General features: G+C 40.0%; 17 protein-coding genes. 2 read left to right on the forward strand and 15 right to left on the reverse strand.

The annotated features are described in order from the left end of the window. Positions 1-14 precede the first annotated feature (14 nt). On the forward strand, positions 15-407 hold the full coding sequence (locus tag I4V44_RS14650) for a C-GCAxxG-C-C family protein (RefSeq protein ID WP_055058579.1): 393 nt from the start codon (positions 15-17) through the stop codon (positions 405-407). 134 nt (positions 408-541) lie between these two features. Here I4V44_RS14650 and I4V44_RS14655 read toward each other — a convergent pair whose 3' ends face one another. Next, on the reverse strand, positions 542-1,447 hold the full coding sequence (locus I4V44_RS14655; protein WP_243280289.1) for an Rpn family recombination-promoting nuclease/putative transposase: 906 nt from the start codon (positions 1,445-1,447) through the stop codon (positions 542-544). A 280-nt stretch (positions 1,448-1,727) separates the two neighbouring features. Here I4V44_RS14655 and I4V44_RS14660 point away from each other — a divergent pair, with 280 nt between their 5' ends. Continuing rightward, complete coding sequence (locus I4V44_RS14660) at positions 1,728-2,081, forward strand: arsenate reductase family protein (protein ID WP_196002880.1); 354 nt, start codon at positions 1,728-1,730, stop codon at positions 2,079-2,081. A gap of 151 nt (positions 2,082-2,232) precedes the next feature. Here the strand turns inward: I4V44_RS14660 and I4V44_RS14665 are convergent, their stop codons facing one another. From I4V44_RS14665 to I4V44_RS14725, 14 genes are all read right to left on the reverse strand, one after another. After that, complete coding sequence (locus tag I4V44_RS14665; RefSeq protein WP_118339958.1) at positions 2,233-3,246, reverse strand: ABC transporter permease; 1,014 nt, start codon at positions 3,244-3,246, stop codon at positions 2,233-2,235. Further along, the gene (locus I4V44_RS14670; protein WP_196002881.1) at positions 3,246-4,742 is read right to left on the reverse strand and encodes a sugar ABC transporter ATP-binding protein; all 1,497 of its coding nucleotides are present in this window, start codon (positions 4,740-4,742) and stop codon (positions 3,246-3,248) included. Before I4V44_RS14670 ends, I4V44_RS14665 begins: the two co-directional genes overlap by 1 nt. A 140-nt stretch (positions 4,743-4,882) precedes the next feature. Beyond that, positions 4,883-5,944, reverse strand: a complete 1,062-nt coding sequence (locus I4V44_RS14675; RefSeq protein WP_243097968.1) for a substrate-binding domain-containing protein — start codon at positions 5,942-5,944, stop codon at positions 4,883-4,885. Between the two features lie 300 nt (positions 5,945-6,244). After that, entirely contained in the window at positions 6,245-7,612 is a 1,368-nt protein-coding gene (locus I4V44_RS14680; protein ID WP_196002882.1) for an MATE family efflux transporter, read from the reverse strand. A gap of 74 nt (positions 7,613-7,686) precedes the next feature. Beyond that, positions 7,687-7,764 carry a DUF6783 domain-containing protein gene (locus tag I4V44_RS18600; RefSeq protein WP_368210412.1) on the reverse strand — a complete coding sequence of 26 codons (78 nt, stop codon included), beginning with the start codon at positions 7,762-7,764 and terminating at the stop codon, positions 7,687-7,689. 208 nt (positions 7,765-7,972) lie between these two features. Continuing rightward, the gene (locus I4V44_RS14685; protein WP_138271266.1) at positions 7,973-9,157 is read right to left on the reverse strand and encodes a Gfo/Idh/MocA family protein; all 1,185 of its coding nucleotides are present in this window, start codon (positions 9,155-9,157) and stop codon (positions 7,973-7,975) included. Positions 9,158-9,187: 30 nt separating this feature from the next. Beyond that, positions 9,188-10,105 (reverse strand): sugar phosphate isomerase/epimerase family protein, encoded by a 918-nt coding sequence (locus I4V44_RS14690; RefSeq protein WP_118576030.1) that lies wholly within the window; start codon positions 10,103-10,105, stop codon positions 9,188-9,190. Between the two features lie 16 nt (positions 10,106-10,121). Continuing rightward, positions 10,122-11,174, reverse strand: a complete 1,053-nt coding sequence (locus I4V44_RS14695; protein ID WP_161275866.1) for a Gfo/Idh/MocA family protein — start codon at positions 11,172-11,174, stop codon at positions 10,122-10,124. 28 nt (positions 11,175-11,202) lie between these two features. Next, positions 11,203-12,378 (reverse strand): Gfo/Idh/MocA family protein, encoded by a 1,176-nt coding sequence (locus I4V44_RS14700; RefSeq protein WP_118339944.1) that lies wholly within the window; start codon positions 12,376-12,378, stop codon positions 11,203-11,205. A 95-nt stretch (positions 12,379-12,473) separates the two neighbouring features. Then, positions 12,474-13,436, reverse strand: coding sequence for an ABC transporter permease (locus I4V44_RS14705; RefSeq protein ID WP_196002883.1), 963 nt, complete (start codon positions 13,434-13,436; stop codon positions 12,474-12,476). Then, entirely contained in the window at positions 13,417-14,919 is a 1,503-nt protein-coding gene (locus tag I4V44_RS14710) for a sugar ABC transporter ATP-binding protein (RefSeq protein WP_118339940.1), read from the reverse strand. Before I4V44_RS14710 ends, I4V44_RS14705 begins: the two co-directional genes overlap by 20 nt. Before the next feature lie 31 nt (positions 14,920-14,950). Beyond that, positions 14,951-16,027 (reverse strand): substrate-binding domain-containing protein, encoded by a 1,077-nt coding sequence (locus I4V44_RS14715; protein WP_022380155.1) that lies wholly within the window; start codon positions 16,025-16,027, stop codon positions 14,951-14,953. A 35-nt stretch (positions 16,028-16,062) separates the two neighbouring features. After that, positions 16,063-16,878, reverse strand: a complete 816-nt coding sequence (locus I4V44_RS14720; protein ID WP_022380156.1) for a sugar phosphate isomerase/epimerase family protein — start codon at positions 16,876-16,878, stop codon at positions 16,063-16,065. A 287-nt stretch (positions 16,879-17,165) separates the two neighbouring features. Continuing rightward, positions 17,166-19,253, reverse strand: coding sequence for a LacI family DNA-binding transcriptional regulator (locus tag I4V44_RS14725; protein WP_196002884.1), 2,088 nt, complete (start codon positions 19,251-19,253; stop codon positions 17,166-17,168). Between the last annotated feature and the right edge of the window lie 172 nt (positions 19,254-19,425).

The following is a 19,425-nucleotide window of genomic DNA, read 5'->3' on the forward strand; positions in this document are numbered from 1 at the left end:
AGGATTTTTTATATATGGAAAATTTAAGATGTGAAAAAGCAGTAGAAAAGAAACATAACGGCTATAACTGTGCACAGGCTGTGGCCTGTTCTTTCTGTAAAGAGGCATCTATGGATGAGGATACACTCAAAAAGATCACACAGGGATTCGGTGCAGGTCTTGGCACCATGGCGGGTACATGCGGAGCAATCTCCGGTGCTGCAGTTGTAGCTGGACTTATTAACCAGGACAAAGCCGGAACCTCTCAGACTGTCCGCTCTGTCATGAATCAGTTTAAACAGCAGAATGGAACTGTAATATGTAAAGACTTAAAGGGTGTGGAAACCGGAAAGGTAATCCGCTCCTGTGATGACTGTGTCAGAGATGCGGTGAAATTCCTGGAAGACGCATTAAAATCAGAAAATTGATTTCAGGCAGATATTCATGCATAAATACCAACGCAAAAGGAGCTATGCACGTACAATGTGCATAGCCTCTTTTATGATTAGCTTGATTAATGCTCCCAGTTCCCAATTAATTTTATATCTGTAATTTACTTTCACTACTTGTTCACAGTCATCTGCTGTTCCTGAACTTTTTTTATTTCTTCCAGAGGCAAGTTCAACATCTTCGAAACTTCTTCTGGAGTTTTTCCACTCATGAGAGCCCCCAGAATCATTCCCTCATGACGGCCTTGCTGTATTCCTTGTTGCATTCCCTGTTGCATTCCTTGCTGTATTCCTCTTTCATAAATCATATCTCCAAATCCTGTCATTTTGCTCGCCTCCTCCTGAAATGGTTCTGACCATTCTATATGTGAATATCTTTGTATTCTCTTTATATCACCAGTAAAAAGCCCTTTCAGATAATCAAATATTCCTTTTTCTTCTGTTTCTTTTCCCAGTCGGATTATAATTACTGTTAAGAGATCATAATCCTCCTCAGGTTCATCTGCTACCCCTATAATATCCTTCTTCGAAAAAGAGTATTCCGTCAATGTATTCTGCAGTTTCTTTGGCACATCCTCCGCACAGATCCATATGGAATAACATTTTTCCAACTTTGAATAATCTGTAGTCTGCGTAATAGTACTTAACTGAGATGAAAGGTCTCTGGCCACATAATATACTGCACGTTTTAATATAGGGTATGACGGATTACTTGGACGGTAGCTTTTCTGCGCTTCCATATCAATATGTAAATTCACTCTTATTTTCTCTGTAGATAATTTAGGATTTATTATTTTAAACCGAATATCAAACCTCACCAGTTTCTCCACAAGAGATGAGAGTTCACTGTCTTCTTTTGTTAATCTCAGATCCTTTTCTACATTTGGTATATCACTTATGAAATCATCTTTTGTAATAGAAGAAATGTCTAAGCACTGTAGAATTTCTTCCTGTGAGCACGTTTTAAACTCTGGCACCGTCATCTGCAAAATGGGAACGATAATCTCCTTATTACTCATAAGCTGTTTCATTCCTGCATCATACTCCGCGCCAGTCACTCCGGACGTATATACGTCCATCTTCGTCTCATCACGCATGATTTCTCCTCTCCGGGGAACTGGGACTGTTTTTTCTTTTGTATATGGATATATTAACATGAAAATCTAAGCCTTACAATTCTTCCATAACATTCTCTTGCAAAATCGCCCTTTCCAATTTATGATATATCTATCTGGAACAATAATAGAGGAAATAATTGCCTGTAAATAGTCACGATAAATCTATACGAGGAGAATATCTATGAAAGTTTTAGTTTACCGCAAATGCAGTACCTGCATGAAAGCTCTGAAATGGCTGGATGAACACAATATCAGTTATGAAAAACGGGCTATTAAAGAAGAAAATCCTACCTATGAAGAATTAAAAGAATGGTACACCAAAAGTGGTCTTCCACTGAAGAAATTCTTTAATACAAGTGGGATGCTCTATAAGGAAATGGGATTGAAAGATAAGTTAAAAGATATGTCTGAAGATGAACAGCTGAAGCTTCTTGCCACAGACGGAATGCTGGTGAAACGACCGCTGGTAATCGGGGATGACTTTGTACTTACCGGATTCAGGGAGAAAGAATGGATCGAGACTATGCACGTGTGATGTGCATAATCTCTCCTTTTTATTCAAATTTAATTGTTGCATTTGTTTCAGAAGCCTTATAAATTGCTTCCAGAATCTGGGTTATGCAGTACTTCTACTGTTCCTTTCATTTTCTGATTTATATTTATCTATGTTCTTTCTGGATATAATTTTATTTAAGTTTTCCACGGATCTTTGGTCCTGCCACCTGGATCATGATCACGATCAGCAGTATCATTCCCTTGATTGCATTATTGATCAGAGAGTCCATCTTCAGGCTGACAATAATCTTATCGATAACTGTATAGGACATCGCTCCAAACAGAATCCCCAGGCATCTTCCTTTTCCGCCGGACATGCTGATGCCGCCGAGAACAACTGCTGCGATGGCGTACATCTCATAGCTGGTTCCTGTTGTTGCCGGGTCGCAGGATGCGTTCATGGCAATCCAGAGAAATGCTGCTACACCTACCAGTGCACCACAGATTGCAAATACAGAGATCTTCATGGCCGCAACATTGATGCCTGCCATTCTCGCACCTTTGAGGTTGCTTCCTACTGCATAGACTTTCTTGCCATATTTGGTACTTGTAGTAACAAATACAAACAGGATAGTCAGCACGATCAGAACGATTCCCACATACGGGATGCTGGCTGCTTTTCCATTTCCCATGTTGTAGAGCATCTGATAAGAGCTCTTGTCAGATGCCATCTTATACACAGAACTTCCATTTCCAATGAGTACTTTATCCACATGCTGGCAGAAATACTGTGCAAAAGAACGGTACATCAGCATAGTTGCCAGAGTTACGATAAATGCTGGCATTTCCACCAGACCTACCATCACTCCGTTTACCAGACCGCAGAATGCACCAAACACGATTGCAAATAAAAATGTCAGCAGGATACTGTCTGTCATGTTAAAAATAATAACAGAAAATCCACCGTCCAGTGCCAGCATGGCGCCTACAGACAGATCAATCTCTCCTGTCAGGCAGACCAGTCCCATACCAATTCCGATAATTCCGATAACTGCGGAATGGCGGAATACATTCATAACTCCGCTCCAGGTAAGTCCGCTGGATGTAAAAGCATATACGATAAAGATTGCAATAAATACCAAAATATAACTGTATTCTCCGCAGAAGCTCATGATTCCTGCAGAAGCTGATTTTTTCTTGTTCATTATGATTCTCCCTTCTGCGCTGCATTTGTGGAATACAGCATTACTGTTTTTTCATCAATTTCTTCGTGCTGCAACATCTTTATAATCGTCCCTTCATAAAATACAGCACAGCAGTCCGCCACTTTGGCAAGTTCCGGGATTTCCAGTGTGTTGATCAGGATTGTTTTTCCGGCATCTGCCAGTTTCAGAATCAGTTTATAGATTTCTGCTTTGGCTCCTACGTCGATTCCCTGTGTCGGATTGTCCAACAGGAGAATACCTGCCTCTGTATTTAACCAGCGGGCAAGAAAAACTTTTTGCTGGTTTCCACCGCTTAATGACGTGATCGGATCCTTGGAATCTGCGGCTTTTATGGAAAGCAGCTTTTTGTATTTCTCATAACGCTCTCTTTCTTTTCCGGCAGAGATTAGTGGTTGTCGGGCAGACAGAACCTGTTCTGAAAGATACATATTTTCCAGAATGCTCATATCCGGGATCACGGAATTCTCTTTTCGGTTAGAAGCCAGCATGGCAATTCCTGCTTTCATCGCTCCCTGAATACTATGTATTCTGCATTCTTTTCCAGAAACTTTCAAATTTCCGCCTGTCACCGGTACTGCTCCGAAAAGTCCCTGAAGCAGTTCGCTGCTTCCTGATCCCTGCAGTCCTGTCAGACCTACAATACTGCCTTTTTTTACTGTAAGATTTACATTGGAAAATCCATGTCCGGACAGTCCATTTAACTCCAGAACGTTTTCTCCCAGCTCCCTTTTCTGGTAAACCTCCTGATGTGAAAACTTCTCTCCAACCATCAGACCAGTTACCTCTTCCTGTGTAATTTCTGAGAGCTTTCCGCTTTTTATAAACTCACCGTTTCGCAATACTGTATATCGGTCAGCAATCCGGAAAATTTCCGGCATCTTATGGGAAATAAATATAAATGCTGTGCCTTTCTCTTTCAGACGGCGAATAATCTGGAACAGGTGCTCTACCTCATCATTATTCAGTGAGGTAGTCGGCTCATCCAGGATCAGCAATTTTGCCTGGAAAAACAGTGCCTTGGAAATCTCCAGCAGCTGTTTCTGGCTGGTCTTCAGATTTTCAACCTTTTCTTCCGGTTCAATCTCCACTCCGAGTTCTGTAAAGAGCTGCTGTGTTTCCCGGATCATCCGCTTCTTGTCCAGTATCCCGGTTTTCTTTTTGTATTCTTTCATAAGAAAAATATTCTCATAGACTTTCAGGTCATTGAACAGGTTCAGTTCCTGGTGAACGAATGCGATCCCAAGTTTTTCGGACTGCTGGATCGTCATTTTTCTTATCTTTTTTTCATTAAATTCAACTTCGCCGCTGTCTGCCGGAAAGACACCGGCAAGAATGTTCATCAACGTTGATTTTCCGGCACCATTTTCTCCCAGCAGCGCATGGACTTCCCCTTTTTCTATCGTCAGCTGTACCTGCTTCAGGACGGGGATCCCGTTAAATGATTTGCAGATATCCTTCATGCACAATAGGCTCATTTTTTCCTCCTTCACCCCTCAATGAATAATAAGCAACTGTAAACGACTATATGGGACCGTCCCATTAAGGGCGATTAAGGGACGGCCCCACTGTGTTAAAAAATATGACTTGGGTTTTATGATATCATCAATCTGTTGTTTTAGAATGATGGATAATCCTTTACATTGTCAGAATTTACAATCTCGCATGCGATGACATGATCCTGCTCTACTTCTTCACCGTCAAGGTGATCTACCATATCCTGAATTGCAGTCTGGATCATTGCAGGGCTGTAAGTTACGGAAACAATTCCACCGCACTGCTCTGCGATATCCTGGAAACTTTCACCTCTCATTACTGCATACAGTTCGTCAAGTCCGCCGCATCCTGTAATGTATGGTTTGTTTCCAAGGAATGCTTCTTTCGTAGCGTCATCGATTCCGCCACCCTGAAGTGCTTCCAGGATTCCCATTGCAAGTTCATCATCTTCTGCATAGAACCATTTAATATCAGCATTTGCACTGTCACCAAGAAGAGATTCAAAAGAAGTCTTTGTATCAGAACGGCTCCAGTTCATTGCTCCGGAATAGGTGATGGATTTTAAATCATCCTCTGTCCATTTCTTGTCATCTGCGATTGTTTCACCGTCGTATTCCAGTTCACCTGTCAGGTATTCTGTGAAACCACTGTCACGAAGAGAGGTTACAGAAGAAGTGTCTCCCTCATATACATAAACTGCTTCGCCCGGTGTCATTCCTTCGGATACGAAGTATGCTGCTGCGGCAGCTCCGATTCCCTCATTGTCACCTTTTACATTGGAAACTGCACTTGAGGAAACGCCGTCAATGATACGGTCAAATGCAACATAAGGGATTTCTGCGTCTACTAACTGCTGGATTGCAGACTGAACTGTGTCATCGATTGGCTGGATAACAACTGCAATATTGTCTTCTCCGGAAGCTACGATATCTTCGATATTAACAATCTGCTCTGCTGCATTTGCAGATGTGATCAGTTCTGCGGTATATTTGCCGTCGTTGTTTACTTCTTCCACTTTCTCTTTCGCGAAAGTTGCAACAGAACCTGTCCATCCGTGGTCTTCCGGTGCTGTCAGTACATAAATATGTGTGGCGTCATCTGCTGCATATACGCATACGCCTGCGCTAAGACTTCCTGCTGCCATTGCAGCTGCTGTTAAAATCGCTAATGTTTTTCTCATCATGATTATTTTTCTCCTTTTCTTTCAAACTCTGTTATGACCGGTAAAACGGTCTGTCAAATAGATAACTGTTTTCTTAACCTACAAAGTTTCTTAGATATTTTGCACTTAAGTCAAACGGATATTCGCAATCCGCTTTGCTACTTGCTCATAACCGAATAGCTGCTCCGCAGTTTATCAGAAGGAACTTGCACTCCTCCTGATACAAGCAAGTCCCCACCCACTGTTTATTGCTTTTCGCAATTGAAGCAGGGGACTTACTTGATTCGGTTGAATAAATGATGATTCTTTAATCAGTTCTTATCAAGTCAGCTTCCTGATCCATTTATAACTTCTGAATCTCAGGAACACAGGCACACATTTAAACAGCTGATCCGACTGGACAGCTACAACTACCCATTCCACCGGAAGTTTCCATACAAACGCAGCCAGGAAAGACAGGGGCATTACAATTCCCCATGTTGAGATCAGATTCATATACATCTGGAATTTTGTATCTCCGCCGCCCTGAATAACACCTACAGAAACCGGCATCTGATAAGACATTCCCACCATGACCACACTCATGACTATCATCAGATGGTCTGCAAGGATTGTTGCCTCTTCTGTGAGATTATACATAGACAGCAACGGTTTTCTCAAAATAAGCAAAACTATTGCCAGTATAATTCCTATGGAAATATCGATTACTGACAACGTCCGTCCAACAGCCTTCACTTCATTTCTGTCGCCCTGACCGATAGACTTTCCGATCACTACAGAGGAAGCAGAAGCGATCGCTACTACTATTACTTTTAAATACTGAAAGAACGTTGTTGCTACGGAATTTGCTGCAATCGCATCTGATGAAAGATGTCCCAGTATTGCAGTCTGCATAGGAACCGAAATTGCCCAGACCAGTCCGGAAAGGATGACAGGGGTGGATACTTTAATAAAATCCCTGCACAGTTTTCTGTTCTCAGCTGTGAATGTTCCTCTTAATAAGCCACCATCAAATACCCGGACTTTCTTATCAATCTTTGCCACATAAAACAGAACAATCAGAAACTCCAGGCTTCTGGCTGTCAGTGTTCCTATTGCAGCACCTTTAATCCCCATTTCCGGAAATCCAAAATGCCCGAAGATCAATGTATAATTAATTCCGCCGTTTACAATCAGAGATATCACAGAAACAACAAATGAAATCTGTACTGTCTCCACACTTCTCAGCATGGAGATCAGAAGATTGCTGATCAGAAATAAGACAAACGTCCATTTCAATATCTTAAGATAAGTCTGACCTTCCATAATAATATCCGGTGATGTTGTGAACAGGCCAAGCAATTGTTCCGGAAATGCCGAGCATATGACAAGGATGATCATCGCTGCCAGCAGACTGAATATCAGTACAATTCCTGTCAGTTTCCTAATCGCATATGTATCTTTTTTTCCCCAATACTGGGAACTCATTACGATCAGGGCATTTCCGATTGCAATGGCAAGCTGATTTACAACAAAGAAGATCTGATTCACAGTAGCTGCCCCGGAAAGTGCATTCTGATCATAGCTTCCAAGCATCATATTATCCAGCATATTCACACTGTATGCCACCAGATTCTGCAGCGCCACAACCAACATTAACCTGAAAAACACCTTATAAAAATTTTTGTCCTTTGTAAAAAATGTCTCCATATTTTATAATCCCTCATTAAACAAAAAAGGTCAGAAACCTTTATCTGATTTTTGACCTCAAAGACTATACCTTATTATAACTTTTTTCCAAGTCTAGAGCGTGTTTGAAAAATGCTTTCCGCAAGATGCGCGTCATAATTTGTGGGAATGATTTTTCAAACACGCTCTAAGACTATTCTTATACTAACGCTAAAAGACAAGTCTTACAATTCTTTTTTCGGTCTTCGCAGAAATACTGAAACCAGTCAAGCTGCTGTTTACACACCACTATCCCGAGACATACAAGCTAAAATTCCATTGCCGCAGGCAAACTGGAATGAATTTTGGCTATGTTACTGAGAACGGAGTGAACAGTAACGATTAATGAACATCTACCCATGTATGAGTTTGTGCTGATTTAAGGATTGCATCTGAAATCAGTTCTATTTCATATCCATCTTCAAAATTCGGGCTTGCCTGTGTATCGTTTGCAATAGCATTGAAGAAATCATAACATTCCACAATTTTAGTTTCTGTATAACCAATACCAAGAGCAGGAATTGGCCACAGTCCATTTCCATATGGATGATTTGGTCCTGTATAGATCGTTCTGAATCCTCGACGATCGTCCGGATCACTGGCAAAGCATACCTGCAGCTCATCTCGACGTTCATAATTGAAATATAAAGAGCCTAATGTTCCATGGATTTCAAATGTAATATAATTATTTCTTCCCCATGCATTTCTTGTTGCTTCAATGCTTCCAAAGGCTCCATTTTCACATTCGATCATAAACATACACTGATCATCTACATCTACTGCTTTTTTCGGTGTATCCTTGTTAAGACGTGCATTTCCAAGACTATCGGTAAGTCCGCTCTGAACCGGACGTTCCGGAATATAGGTTGCTGTTCTTGCATTTACCTTTTTAAAGTCTCCTACCAGAAATCTCAGCATATCTACCACATGAGTTCCTATATCACCAAGAGCTCCGCTTCCGCAAATATTCTTCTGGAATCTCCAGGACAGCGGAGATTCCGGATCAGCTGACCAATCCTGTAAATAAGTTCCTCTGAAATCAAGGATCTCACCAATAGCGCCTTCTTCAATATATTTTTTAGCCAGCTGAACAGCCGGTGTTTTTCGATAGTTGAAAGCTACTAATGTTTTAATATTATTTTCTTTTGCAGTAAGATACATTTCTCTGGCCTGATCAACAGTTAATGCCAGTGGTTTTTCACAGATAATATGTTTTCCTGCCTTTGCAGCTGCAATTGCAATTTCAGCATGAACATTATTCGGAGTGCAGATATCCACAACATCAATCTCCGGATTATTTACAACATCATGCCAATCTGTAGAATAAGATTCAAAAGCAAACTTATCTTTAGCTTCTCTGGCAATTGCTTCATTCATATCAACGATCATTTTTTTGACCGGAATGATTGGTGCCGGCCAGAAAAACATAGGCATACCAGCATATGCAATGGAATGAGCTTTAGCCATAAATCCTGCACCAATCAAACCGACATTCATTTTTTTAGGACTTGCATTATTCTGATCCATTTTTATTCTCCTTTCCGTCCGGCTGCGAAATCAACCAACGAAATTTCTTAAATATTTTGCTGACAGCTTCACTGCTTTTTTAGCATTATCAAGACTGCCTTCAAAAGCCTTATCTTCTACTTCAATTACACTGTAGCCCTGATAACCAATGTCTGTTAATGCTGATACATATTTGCCCCAGTCAACATCTCCAAGACCACATAATTTCGGTGACATGTATTTCAAAGGATATGCCATAATACCAACATCATTTAATTTATCCTGGTATATTTTGATATCTTTGTAATGCACATGGAAAATCTTATCTTTAAACTCGTAAATTGGTTTAATGTAATCAATCTGCTGCCATACAAAATGAGAAGGATCATAATTTAAGCCAAGATTATCGTACGGAAGTACTTCAAATACTTTTCTCCAGTTTTCCGGAGAAGTCATCAGATTCTGTCCTCCCGGCCATTCGTCTGCAGTAAACCACATAGGACAGTTTTCAATAGCGATTTTTACGCCTTTTTCCTTCGCATATTCCAGGATCGGAGGCCATACTTCTTTTACAATTTCCAGGTTTTCTTCAACATTTTTGTCCGGTACTCTTCCAAGAAATGTTGTAACCATATTTACATTTAACATACTGCTGGCATCTATCAATGCATAAATATGATCAATATACTGTTTTCTCTTTTCCAGATCCGGATCAAGTGTATTTGGATAGTATCCCAGAGATGAAATCTCTACATTTCTCTCTTTACAGTACTGGATGATTTCTTTAGCTTTTTCTTCTGTTAATGCTTCCGCATCAATATGACATACACCAGCATAGCGTCTCTTAGCCCCACCTGTATTTGGCCAGCAGGCAACTTCAAGACATTCCAGCTGATTCTCTGCTGCAAAGTCAACTGCTTCTTCAAATGTTGTACCTTCAAGAATTGCTGTTAAAAGTCCAAACTTCATAGTCAATTTCCTTTCATCAAATATTTACATCAACACTCTGATTTGTCTCACTTGAAAGCCTGGCTGCCTCCAGAATTTTCATTTGACGTATGGTATCCTCCGTTTTCACCAGGAACTCTCCTTCTCCCTTCAATGCAGCAATAAGACTATTCCAGAAACACATAGTCGTATCGCCTTCATTTGGCAGAGGAATTTTCTCTTTATAAAGATTGTCCAGAGGTGCTAACGTCAGACTGGGCGCAACGCTTCCCCTTTTCGATAACTCTTCAACATCTACTTCTGTTTTCAAACGAACAATGCTTCCGTTTTCTCCTGTCATATCATCCAGACGCAAAGTTCCTCTGTTGCCAAGTGCAAACCATCGCGGCATTTCACATAAAGCAAATGTTGTCAAGACGATTTTTGCATATACATTATTTGAGAATGTTAAATTTAATTCCACATAATCTTCCACATCTTCTACAAGAATTGATCTCAGCCTGCATTCGATACGAATCACCTTTTCCTCCGGAAACAACTGTAAATATTGGTCGATCAGATGTGTTCCCCAATCGTTCAATAAGCCTCCACCGGATTTTTCTCTGCCACGCCATCCGAAAAGGATTCCTCTTTCTCCATGAACACGTGACTCTATGGTATGAACATCACCGATCACATGGCTGTCGATCACTTCTTTTAACATCAGATAATCTCTGTCAAAGCGTCTCGGCTGATGTACTGTGAATTTTTTTCCTGTTTTATCAGATATAGCAATTATCTCTTCAAGTTCTTTCATATTCATGGCCACCGGTTTCTCACATAAAACGTGGAAACCGGCAGTCATTGCCTGAGTGGCATAATATGCACGTTCTTCGATTTTAGTTGCCACGATGACAAGATCCATAGTTTCTTTGAAAAATGTTTCCAGCTGTTTTTCCGAATATACATGATATCCATCAGACAGACCTTCTTCTCGTCGTCTTTGTTCTTTATCAAGAATTGCAACTACACTTGCCTGACCACTTTGAACTATCTTTTTTTTATGGAACTGGCCCATATAGCCATATCCGATTATTCCAACTCTTATCATCGCGTTTTTCCTACTTAATTACGCACATTTATTTAACTTTAACCCAGGAACCTGTTTCATTAGACTCAAGAATTGCATCACAAACTCGATCCAGTCTGTATCCAACACCAAAGTTAGTAGATGGCTGATATCCTTCCACAATTGCTTTTCCAAATTCATACATTTCAATTGCTTTTAACTCACCATATCCAATATTCATACCCGGAATGTTCCATGTTACATCGCCATGTGGGTTTGCAGGACCTGTGTAGATTGTTTTAAATCCTCTTTCTCCATCCTGATCTTCCATTCCATAGCATACATTCAGCTCATTCAGACGTTCATAGCACCAGGAAATGCTTCCCTTTGTTCCATGAACCTCTAATGTAATATAGTTGTTTCTTCCCCATGCCATTCGTGTTGCTTCGCAGCTTCCGATAGTTCCATTTTCAAATTTCAGAAGTGTTGTTACCTCGTCGTCAACATCAACCGGTTTTCTCTTTGCATCCGGTCCTAATTTTACAGTACCAAGAAGGTCAACTCCGCCCTCCTGTACCGGACGTTCAGTGATATATGTTTTAACAATAGAAACAACTTCAGAAATATTTCCTGCAAGATACTGAGCAATATCCAGTGCATGTGTAGCAATATCACCAAGTGTTCCTGATCCGGCAGTTGCTTTTTCAAATCTCCAGGATAATGGAGAAGATGGGTCTGCAGACCAGCTCTGAAGATACTGAGTTCTGATATTTGTCAGCTCGCCAAGTCTTCCGGATTCAATGATCTTTTTCGCTTCATCAATTGCAGGTACACGACGGTACTGGTAACCATTCATGGAAACTATACCTTTTTTCGCTGCCTCTGCTGCTGCTTCAGCCATTGCTTTCGCATCTTCGGTTGTGGATGCGATCGGTTTTTCACAGATTACATGTTTTCCGGCTTTTAATGCTGCAATGGAAACTGCTGCATGTTCACTATTAGGTGTACAAACACTTACAATATCGATTTCAGGATCATTGATAATATCCATCCAGTCTGTACATGCTTTTTCAAATCCATATCTTTCTTTGAAATCCTCTGCGATTTCAGGAACAATGTCGCATACTGTTTTAAATACAGGGATAAATGGTGCATCTGTAAAAAGTTTTGGCATGTTTGAAAATGCTACCATGTGTGCTTTTCCCATAAAACCAGCGCCTACTAAACCAATGTTCATTTTTTTCATGATCTAACCCTCCGTAATCATCATAATATAAATATTTTTTTAATTTTTGATTTTAATCACATATATCAATCTTTACTTTTATAAATCTTCTTTAATTAATTTGATTTCTTTCTCTGCGCCAGGTTGCTAAGTGCAACTGCTGCAATGATAATAAAACCATTTACCATCTTCTGCTGTGCAGATGAGAGGTTTGCAAGAATCAAAGCATTGCTGATCATTCCCATAAGAATAGATCCTGCAAGAGCTCCAATCATAGAACCACTTCCACCTGCCATAGATGCTCCACCGAGAACAACCGATGCGATTACAGACATTTCGTCACCGTCACCAAAGGAATATCTTCCTGACTGCATACGTCCTGCATACAGAACACCTGCAAAAGCAGAAAGTGCTCCGGATAACATAAAGACATACATCTTGATTCTCTGTACTTTTATTCCTGAATACTGAGCAGCCATCTGATTTCCACCTGTTGCCAGAGTATGTTTTCCAAATGGTGTTCTGTTGAAAAGTATATAACCTAAAATGTAGAATAAAATAGTCCAAAGGATCAGAACAGAAATAGGTCCCACAAATCCTGTACCGAATATAGTATTAAATACTGTATTTGAAATCGGCACTGCCTCTGTATTTGTAATCCACATTGCTGCACCTCGGATCACCTGCATCATTCCCAAAGTAGCAAGGAAAGCAGGAAGTCCTAATCTGGTTACAAGCAAACCATTAATGACACCTACTACGACACCAAAAATCAGGGCAACAATAAGAGCAAGGAAAATATTGTTGGTAGACTTTAAAACCAGAGCCACTAACATGGCACTCATTGCTGTGTTAGAACCAACTGTCAGGTCAATCTGGCCTGCACTTAACACAAACACACCGGCTACTGACATAATTGAGATCATAGCTGTCTGTCTTAAAATGTTTAAAAGGTTCTGTGTGCTGGCGAAACCGTTATCTCTTAATGTAATTGCGAAGAATACAAATACAACTGCCAGAACGATATACACCATATATTTGCTCATCTGTATTTTTTTATTATTTCCTCTGGATTGCATGTTGCAGTTCCTCCTCTTTCATAAGTTCTTTGCGGCCTATTCTTCCTGTGATCTTTCCATCAAAAATTGTTATGATGTCATCACAGATTGCCATCATTTCTGCTAATTCGGATGAAGCAAAAATTACTGCGCCACCCTTATCCGCAAACTCTCTGATAATAGATATGATCTCACCTTTCGCAACGATATCAACACCTGCTGTAGGCTCATCAAACATAAAAATTTTAGGATTGGAATTTAACCATTTTGCAATAACAATCTTCTGCTGGTTTCCACCTGAGAGCAGCCTGATCTCCTGATTCATATTGTCGGCTACAACTCCCAGATCCTGGATATTTTTTTCAACGATATCATGTGCTGCCTTATCATCATTAAATATCCCATTTTTTACCAACTGGGCAGAAATCGGAAGAATAGCATTTTCTTTAATGGTATGCGAAAGTACCAGTCCTTCTTTTCTTCTGTCTTCCGGAACCAGTGCAAAACCACAGGCTACTGCATCGGAAGGATTTTTGATTTCAACTTTTTTACCTTCCAGTTCAATACTTCCACTTACAGCCTTTCTAAGACCAAACAGAGTTTCCATGATTTCCGTTCTGCCGGCTCCCATCAGACCGGCCAGACCAAGAATCTGGCCGGGTTTGATGCTAAAGTTGATATCATCGATTTTGTCATTAATTTTTAAATGTTTTACAGTAAGAAGATCCTCTGCGTTGCAATCATACTCTCTGGGAACATACTCAAACTTTGTTTCTTTTGCTTCATTTCCCATCATTTGAGCTACGATCTCTTCCATTGTCAGATTTTCTACTTTTTCTGTAATTACCTTTTTCCCATCTCGAATAACTGTTACTCTGTCACATATTTCAAGTATTTCGTTCATTCTGTGAGAAATATAAACCATGGATACGCCTTCTTCTTTCAGCTGACGGATCATCTTAAATAAGAACTCCGTTTCTGAATCAGATAAAGCTGCAGATGGCTCATCAAAAACTAAAATAGATGCATTCTTGGAAACGGCTTTGGCAATTTCTACCATCTGACACAAACCAACACTCAGTTCTGAAACCGGTGTACCCGGATCTAAATCCAGACCTAATCGTTTTAAAACCTTCTCTGTTTCCTGTTTCATCAATTTAACATCTCGCATACCATGCTTTTTCAGCTCATATCCCAGAAATATATTTTCTGCGATCGTCAGGCTCGGAACCAGGGACATCTCCTGGAAAATCATAGCGATTCCATTTTCTTTTGCATCATTTGTGCTTTTAATTTCTTTTTCTTCACCCTTTATGATGATTTTTCCACTGTCTTTTGTGTAAACACCGGTCATAATCTTCATCAGAGTGGATTTTCCGGCTCCATTACCGCCAACAAGAGCATGCACTTCACCTTTTGCAAGATCAAAATCAACGCCTTTTAATACGTTTACTGCACCAAAAGATTTTACAATCTGCTCCATTTTTAAAATGCTTTGGCTCATTTTGTTCCCCTATCTATTATTTGAAATTGTCTTACTCTACATAAGCTTCTTTTAACCAGTCTGGTGTTTCAACATGATATACATCTGTATATGCTTCCAGTACATTCTCATGAGTAACTGTTTCAGCAGGAACAGCTACATAAGAAGGTGTTTCTTCGCCAAGAAGTGCCAATGCTGCCAGTTTTGCCTCTGCAACACCCTGATCATATGGCATCTGAGCACCACCACCTGCAATATTTCCGGATGCGATCTCACGCGCTACGTTATTACCAAGGTCATTACATGCCAGAGTAACTTTTCCTTCCATACCAGCTGCTCTTACAGCGGAAAGAACACCTTCCATAGGCACATCCCAGCTTGCATAAATACCATCAATGTTCGGGAACTGTGTAAGAATAGCATCTCCCTGTTCAGCACAGCCGGATTCATCTGTGAAGCCCTGCTCTGTTACAATTTCAATATCCGGATAATTTTTCATTGCATCGCGGAAACCTTCATCACGCTGGTTTGTAGGAGCAAAGTTTGCATCATAGTAAACCATTGCAACTTTTCCTTTTCCGCCTAAAGCATCTCCAAGAACAGTTCCTGATGCATATCCATTACCATAGTTATCTGCAGATACAACGCTTACATAGTCTTTTCCTGCTTCCAGACCATCAGCTCTCTGATCCATGAAAACAATTTTAATACCAGCTGCTGCTGCCTGTTTGTAAGCATCTGCTGTTGCAGTAGCATCTGTAGGAATTGAAACGAGAATATCAGGTTTTTTTGCCATAACTGTTTCAATATTAGATACCTGTGTTTCTGCTGAGAAGTTAGCATCTGTTACAGCCACAATTTCAATACCAAGTTCTCCAAAAGTATCTTCCAGTCCCTTCTGCTGAGAAGTTGACCAGTCGTTTCCGCCATAGTGCAGACAGATTGCAGCTGTATATCCGCCTTCTTTGATCTGTGCGATCTGATCATCTGTCAGTTCAATAGTGGAGGCATCTACTGCCGCTTCACCATCCGGTCCCACAGAACGGATTTCTGCAGCCTGTACATTCCCTGCTAATGCCATTGTTAATAAAGTAGCTGTTGCAAGCATTCCTACTAATTTTTTTTTCATTTTGTTATCCCCCAATTAAAATTAATAATTAAAAATTAAAATAATAAACCTTTTAAGTATTCATAAGACTGTTTACAATCCGCAACCGGATCATTTGGCCATGCATCACATTCTACTAACCAGTCTCCATCATAGCCTTTGCTCTTTACATATTCGATGACACCTTTGTTATCAACATTTCCTGTTCCAAGAGGTGCAAATGTACCATTATCATGGAGATCTTTCAGATGAATGAAAGCAATTCTGTCATAGTATTTTTTGATAAAGGTTAACGGATCATAACCGCCGGCTTTTAAGTGTGCCAGGTCCGGACAAACCTTGATATCAGATGCTGCAAAGAGTGCATCGATCTCTTCCGGTTTCTCAGCGATAGATCCAAGATGAGGATGGAAACATGCTACAAGTCCATACTCTTCTGTAATTTCCATTGCTTTTGAAAGGCCTTTTGCGAGAAGTTCCACATCACCCGGCTGGATTCCTTTTCCTCTGATAGCACCACCACAGATTACAAAGTATTTGACGCCAACCTTTGCTGCCATTTCAGCAACTGCTCTTAAGTGAACCATTTCGTCTTCCAATGCGTCCTGATAAATGAAATTTGCTCCTACACAAACACTCATCATATCCGCACCGTATTTGGCCAGCATATCAATTAACACCTGTGGATCATCCGCATAATTTGTAAGATTGCCTTCCAGAACTTCGATACTCTTAAATCCAATCTTGGTAATCTGCTCTAATGTAGCCTCATCATCTGTCATTGTTACGTAACGAATATCCTTCACACTAGTTACTCCACCGCCGGCACCAACAAGTGGTCCAAAAGCATTTGTCATATACCCAATTTTCATTTCTGCACCCTATACCTTTCGTTTTTCTATATTTTTCTGATTGGTTAAATTTACGTAAATTTATTGTAGCTTTACTATATCATTTATTCTATTTGCTGTCAATCCTAAGGTTGGTATTATCATTCACTTCGGCACTTTTCACATTTATCCCCTTTTGTTTTTGTTTATTTTTCTATATTTAACTATATTTTTCTCGCAAATAAAGAAACAGGATCTGACATTCTATTTTCACATATCTAATAGAAGTCGATCCTGTTTCTATTTTTCTATAATCGTCTTATATTTTTCTATATTTCATTCAGGCAAGTCCAGTTTAAAGCCTGTTTAATCTCTTCAGGCAAAGGCTCTTTATACGATTTCTGCCAGACTTTCTGCAGATTATACCGATCCACATACACCGGTTCCACGCCAATATAGGACGGCACCACTTCGTCCAGAAGAGCTTTCACTGCAACAGTCGCAACTGCCTCTCCCTGTTCGTACGGCATCTGTGCACTGATCGCTTTTACCATTCCGCCCTTAGCCAGGTTTAATGCAATGTTATATTCCAGGTCACCGGTTGATACAATAACATCTTCTCTTCCCATATCTGTCAGGGCATTCAATACATATTTTGCCGGTGCATCCCAGGAAACATAAATTCCCTCAATCTGAGGATGTTCGTCTAACATTTGTTTTGTTAATTCATATGTTTCTTCTGCTTTGACAAAGGTTTTCGTATCGCAGATTTTTAATTCCGGAAATTCCTCCACAATGATCTGCTCTGCAGCACTGTCTCTTTGTCTGGTGGCATAGAAATCTTCTGATTTATGTTTCATCATGCCAACATTTGTTAAACGCATTTTTCTCAGATTTTCGCCAAGTCCCCGGCCAATATTTCTTCCGTGAGAACGCTCATTGACAGAAATACAGCTTACATAATCATTCGCCTTAAAACCATTTGGTATATTAGACATAAATATCATTTTTGTTTTTCCACTTGCAATCTCATGGTACGCCTGTGATGTGATTTTTGTGTCTGTTGGAATTGATATCAAGATATCCGGTTCCAGAAGCTTAAGGCTTCTAAGCTGCTTTGACTGCAATTCCGGATCAAAATGAGCATCTACAACTGCAATAATCTGAATATTAAATTTATCAAATATATTACGAATTCCTTCTTCCAGAAGCAGAGAATGGGATTTTCCTGAATAATGAAAAGACATTGCCGCAGTAAATGTATGTCTCTGACATTCTTCCTGCTCTTCTTCTGTCAACACTAAATCTGATATATCTCCTGCCCTTTCACCAAATGGTCCTCTTCCAATCCCGCTGGTAGAACGTCTGACGCAAAGCTGATTAGGAAGCAAAATAGTCTTCGCTTCACTTTTTTCTGACTGCGTTTGAATTTCTTTAATTCTATCCTGAATACACAAAAAGGCCTCTTTACAGATCTGACCTACATCCTGTTTCACAGTAGTAGTCGGTGGATTTATCAGGGTTGCCCAGGAAAAATCATTAAAGCACACAACCGAAAGATCTTTTGGACACTCGATTTCATGCTCGGAAATATAATTATAAACATGATATATGGTATCCAGATTAGCCACAAAAATAGCAGATGGCTGGTGTACATCATTCAAAAGCTTATCCAGGGCAATCTTTACAGATACTTTACCTTTCAGATCATCAACAATATATTGATCCTGAATCGGAATCTGATTATCCCGCAATGCCCGTTTATACCCTTCAATCCGCTCACGATTAAATTCCCTGTCTTCACTGCCGCACAAAATCGCAATATTTTCATGTCCCGAACGAATCAGATGCATAGTCGCCTTATAAGCACCCTCTTCATTCGCAGTGCTTACCCTGTCACACGCCACACCCGGAATGCTGTTTCCAATGATCACAACAGGCACAGAAACTGAATTAAGTATTTCACTAAGTTTTTCTGTTGCTACAGAAGCAGTAACAAAAATACCCTTCATTTTTGAGGAATTAATCAAACTGCAGGTTAAAAACTCCAGCATTCCTTCACTTTCTATACTTACACGAACCAGTTCACATCCCTGCTCCCCTGCCAGTTTACGTAATTCCTGCTCAACAGAACTGTCAAAGTGGGCAAAAGGAGATGATGTAAGATAGAGATAAAACTCCGGTCCTGCATCTACTACAATTGCTTTCTGCTCCTCCATCAGCATCTTATTTTTTTTCCGCTCTTTTTCCTGCATTTTCTTTTTTACCACAAAATTTGGAGGAGTTTCTGCATTTGCAATCGCTTCTTCAACTCGTTTACGTAATTCAGGACTGACAAAACGTGTATTATTAACAACATGCGATACCGTTGCAACCGATACGCCTGCCGCATTTGCAATATCTTTAATAGTTGCCATATTTTTTCCTCTTATCATTTTATCTCTTAGCTATCATTTTTATTATAAAATGTCCTACTCAAAATAGCAACTATTATTCTGTTTACAAATTTCATGTTACTGTTCAGAGGTATGCATAAGTCATTGTAAAAAATGACGAAATTTATTTTTTTATTTTGTGGATAACCATTCG

Source organism: Blautia sp. 1001283B150304_161114_C9, from assembly GCF_015668165.1.
Lineage (GTDB): Bacteria > Bacillota > Clostridia > Lachnospirales > Lachnospiraceae > Blautia_A > Blautia_A wexlerae.

Excerpts from the sequence above, each read along its gene's own strand:
- I4V44_RS14650 (WP_055058579.1), top strand. The coding sequence starts at position 15 with ATGGAAAATTTAAGATGTGAAAAAGCAGTAGAAAAGAAACATAACGGC.
- I4V44_RS14655 (WP_243280289.1), bottom strand. The coding sequence starts at position 1,447 with ATGAGTAATAAGGAGATTATCGTTCCCATTTTGCAGATGACGGTGCCA.
- I4V44_RS14660 (WP_196002880.1), top strand. The coding sequence starts at position 1,728 with ATGAAAGTTTTAGTTTACCGCAAATGCAGTACCTGCATGAAAGCTCTG.
- I4V44_RS14665 (WP_118339958.1), bottom strand. The coding sequence starts at position 3,246 with ATGAACAAGAAAAAATCAGCTTCTGCAGGAATCATGAGCTTCTGCGGA.
- I4V44_RS14670 (WP_196002881.1), bottom strand. The coding sequence starts at position 4,742 with ATGAGCCTATTGTGCATGAAGGATATCTGCAAATCATTTAACGGGATC.
- I4V44_RS14675 (WP_243097968.1), bottom strand. The coding sequence starts at position 5,944 with ATGATGAGAAAAACATTAGCGATTTTAACAGCAGCTGCAATGGCAGCA.
- I4V44_RS14680 (WP_196002882.1), bottom strand. The coding sequence starts at position 7,612 with ATGGAGACATTTTTTACAAAGGACAAAAATTTTTATAAGGTGTTTTTC.
- I4V44_RS14685 (WP_138271266.1), bottom strand. The coding sequence starts at position 9,157 with ATGGATCAGAATAATGCAAGTCCTAAAAAAATGAATGTCGGTTTGATT.
- I4V44_RS14690 (WP_118576030.1), bottom strand. The coding sequence starts at position 10,105 with ATGAAGTTTGGACTTTTAACAGCAATTCTTGAAGGTACAACATTTGAA.
- I4V44_RS14695 (WP_161275866.1), bottom strand. The coding sequence starts at position 11,174 with ATGATAAGAGTTGGAATAATCGGATATGGCTATATGGGCCAGTTCCAT.
- I4V44_RS14700 (WP_118339944.1), bottom strand. The coding sequence starts at position 12,378 with ATGAAAAAAATGAACATTGGTTTAGTAGGCGCTGGTTTTATGGGAAAA.
- I4V44_RS14705 (WP_196002883.1), bottom strand. The coding sequence starts at position 13,436 with ATGCAATCCAGAGGAAATAATAAAAAAATACAGATGAGCAAATATATG.
- I4V44_RS14710 (WP_118339940.1), bottom strand. The coding sequence starts at position 14,919 with ATGAGCCAAAGCATTTTAAAAATGGAGCAGATTGTAAAATCTTTTGGT.
- I4V44_RS14715 (WP_022380155.1), bottom strand. The coding sequence starts at position 16,027 with ATGAAAAAAAAATTAGTAGGAATGCTTGCAACAGCTACTTTATTAACA.
- I4V44_RS14720 (WP_022380156.1), bottom strand. The coding sequence starts at position 16,878 with ATGAAAATTGGGTATATGACAAATGCTTTTGGACCACTTGTTGGTGCC.
- I4V44_RS14725 (WP_196002884.1), bottom strand. The coding sequence starts at position 19,253 with ATGGCAACTATTAAAGATATTGCAAATGCGGCAGGCGTATCGGTTGCA.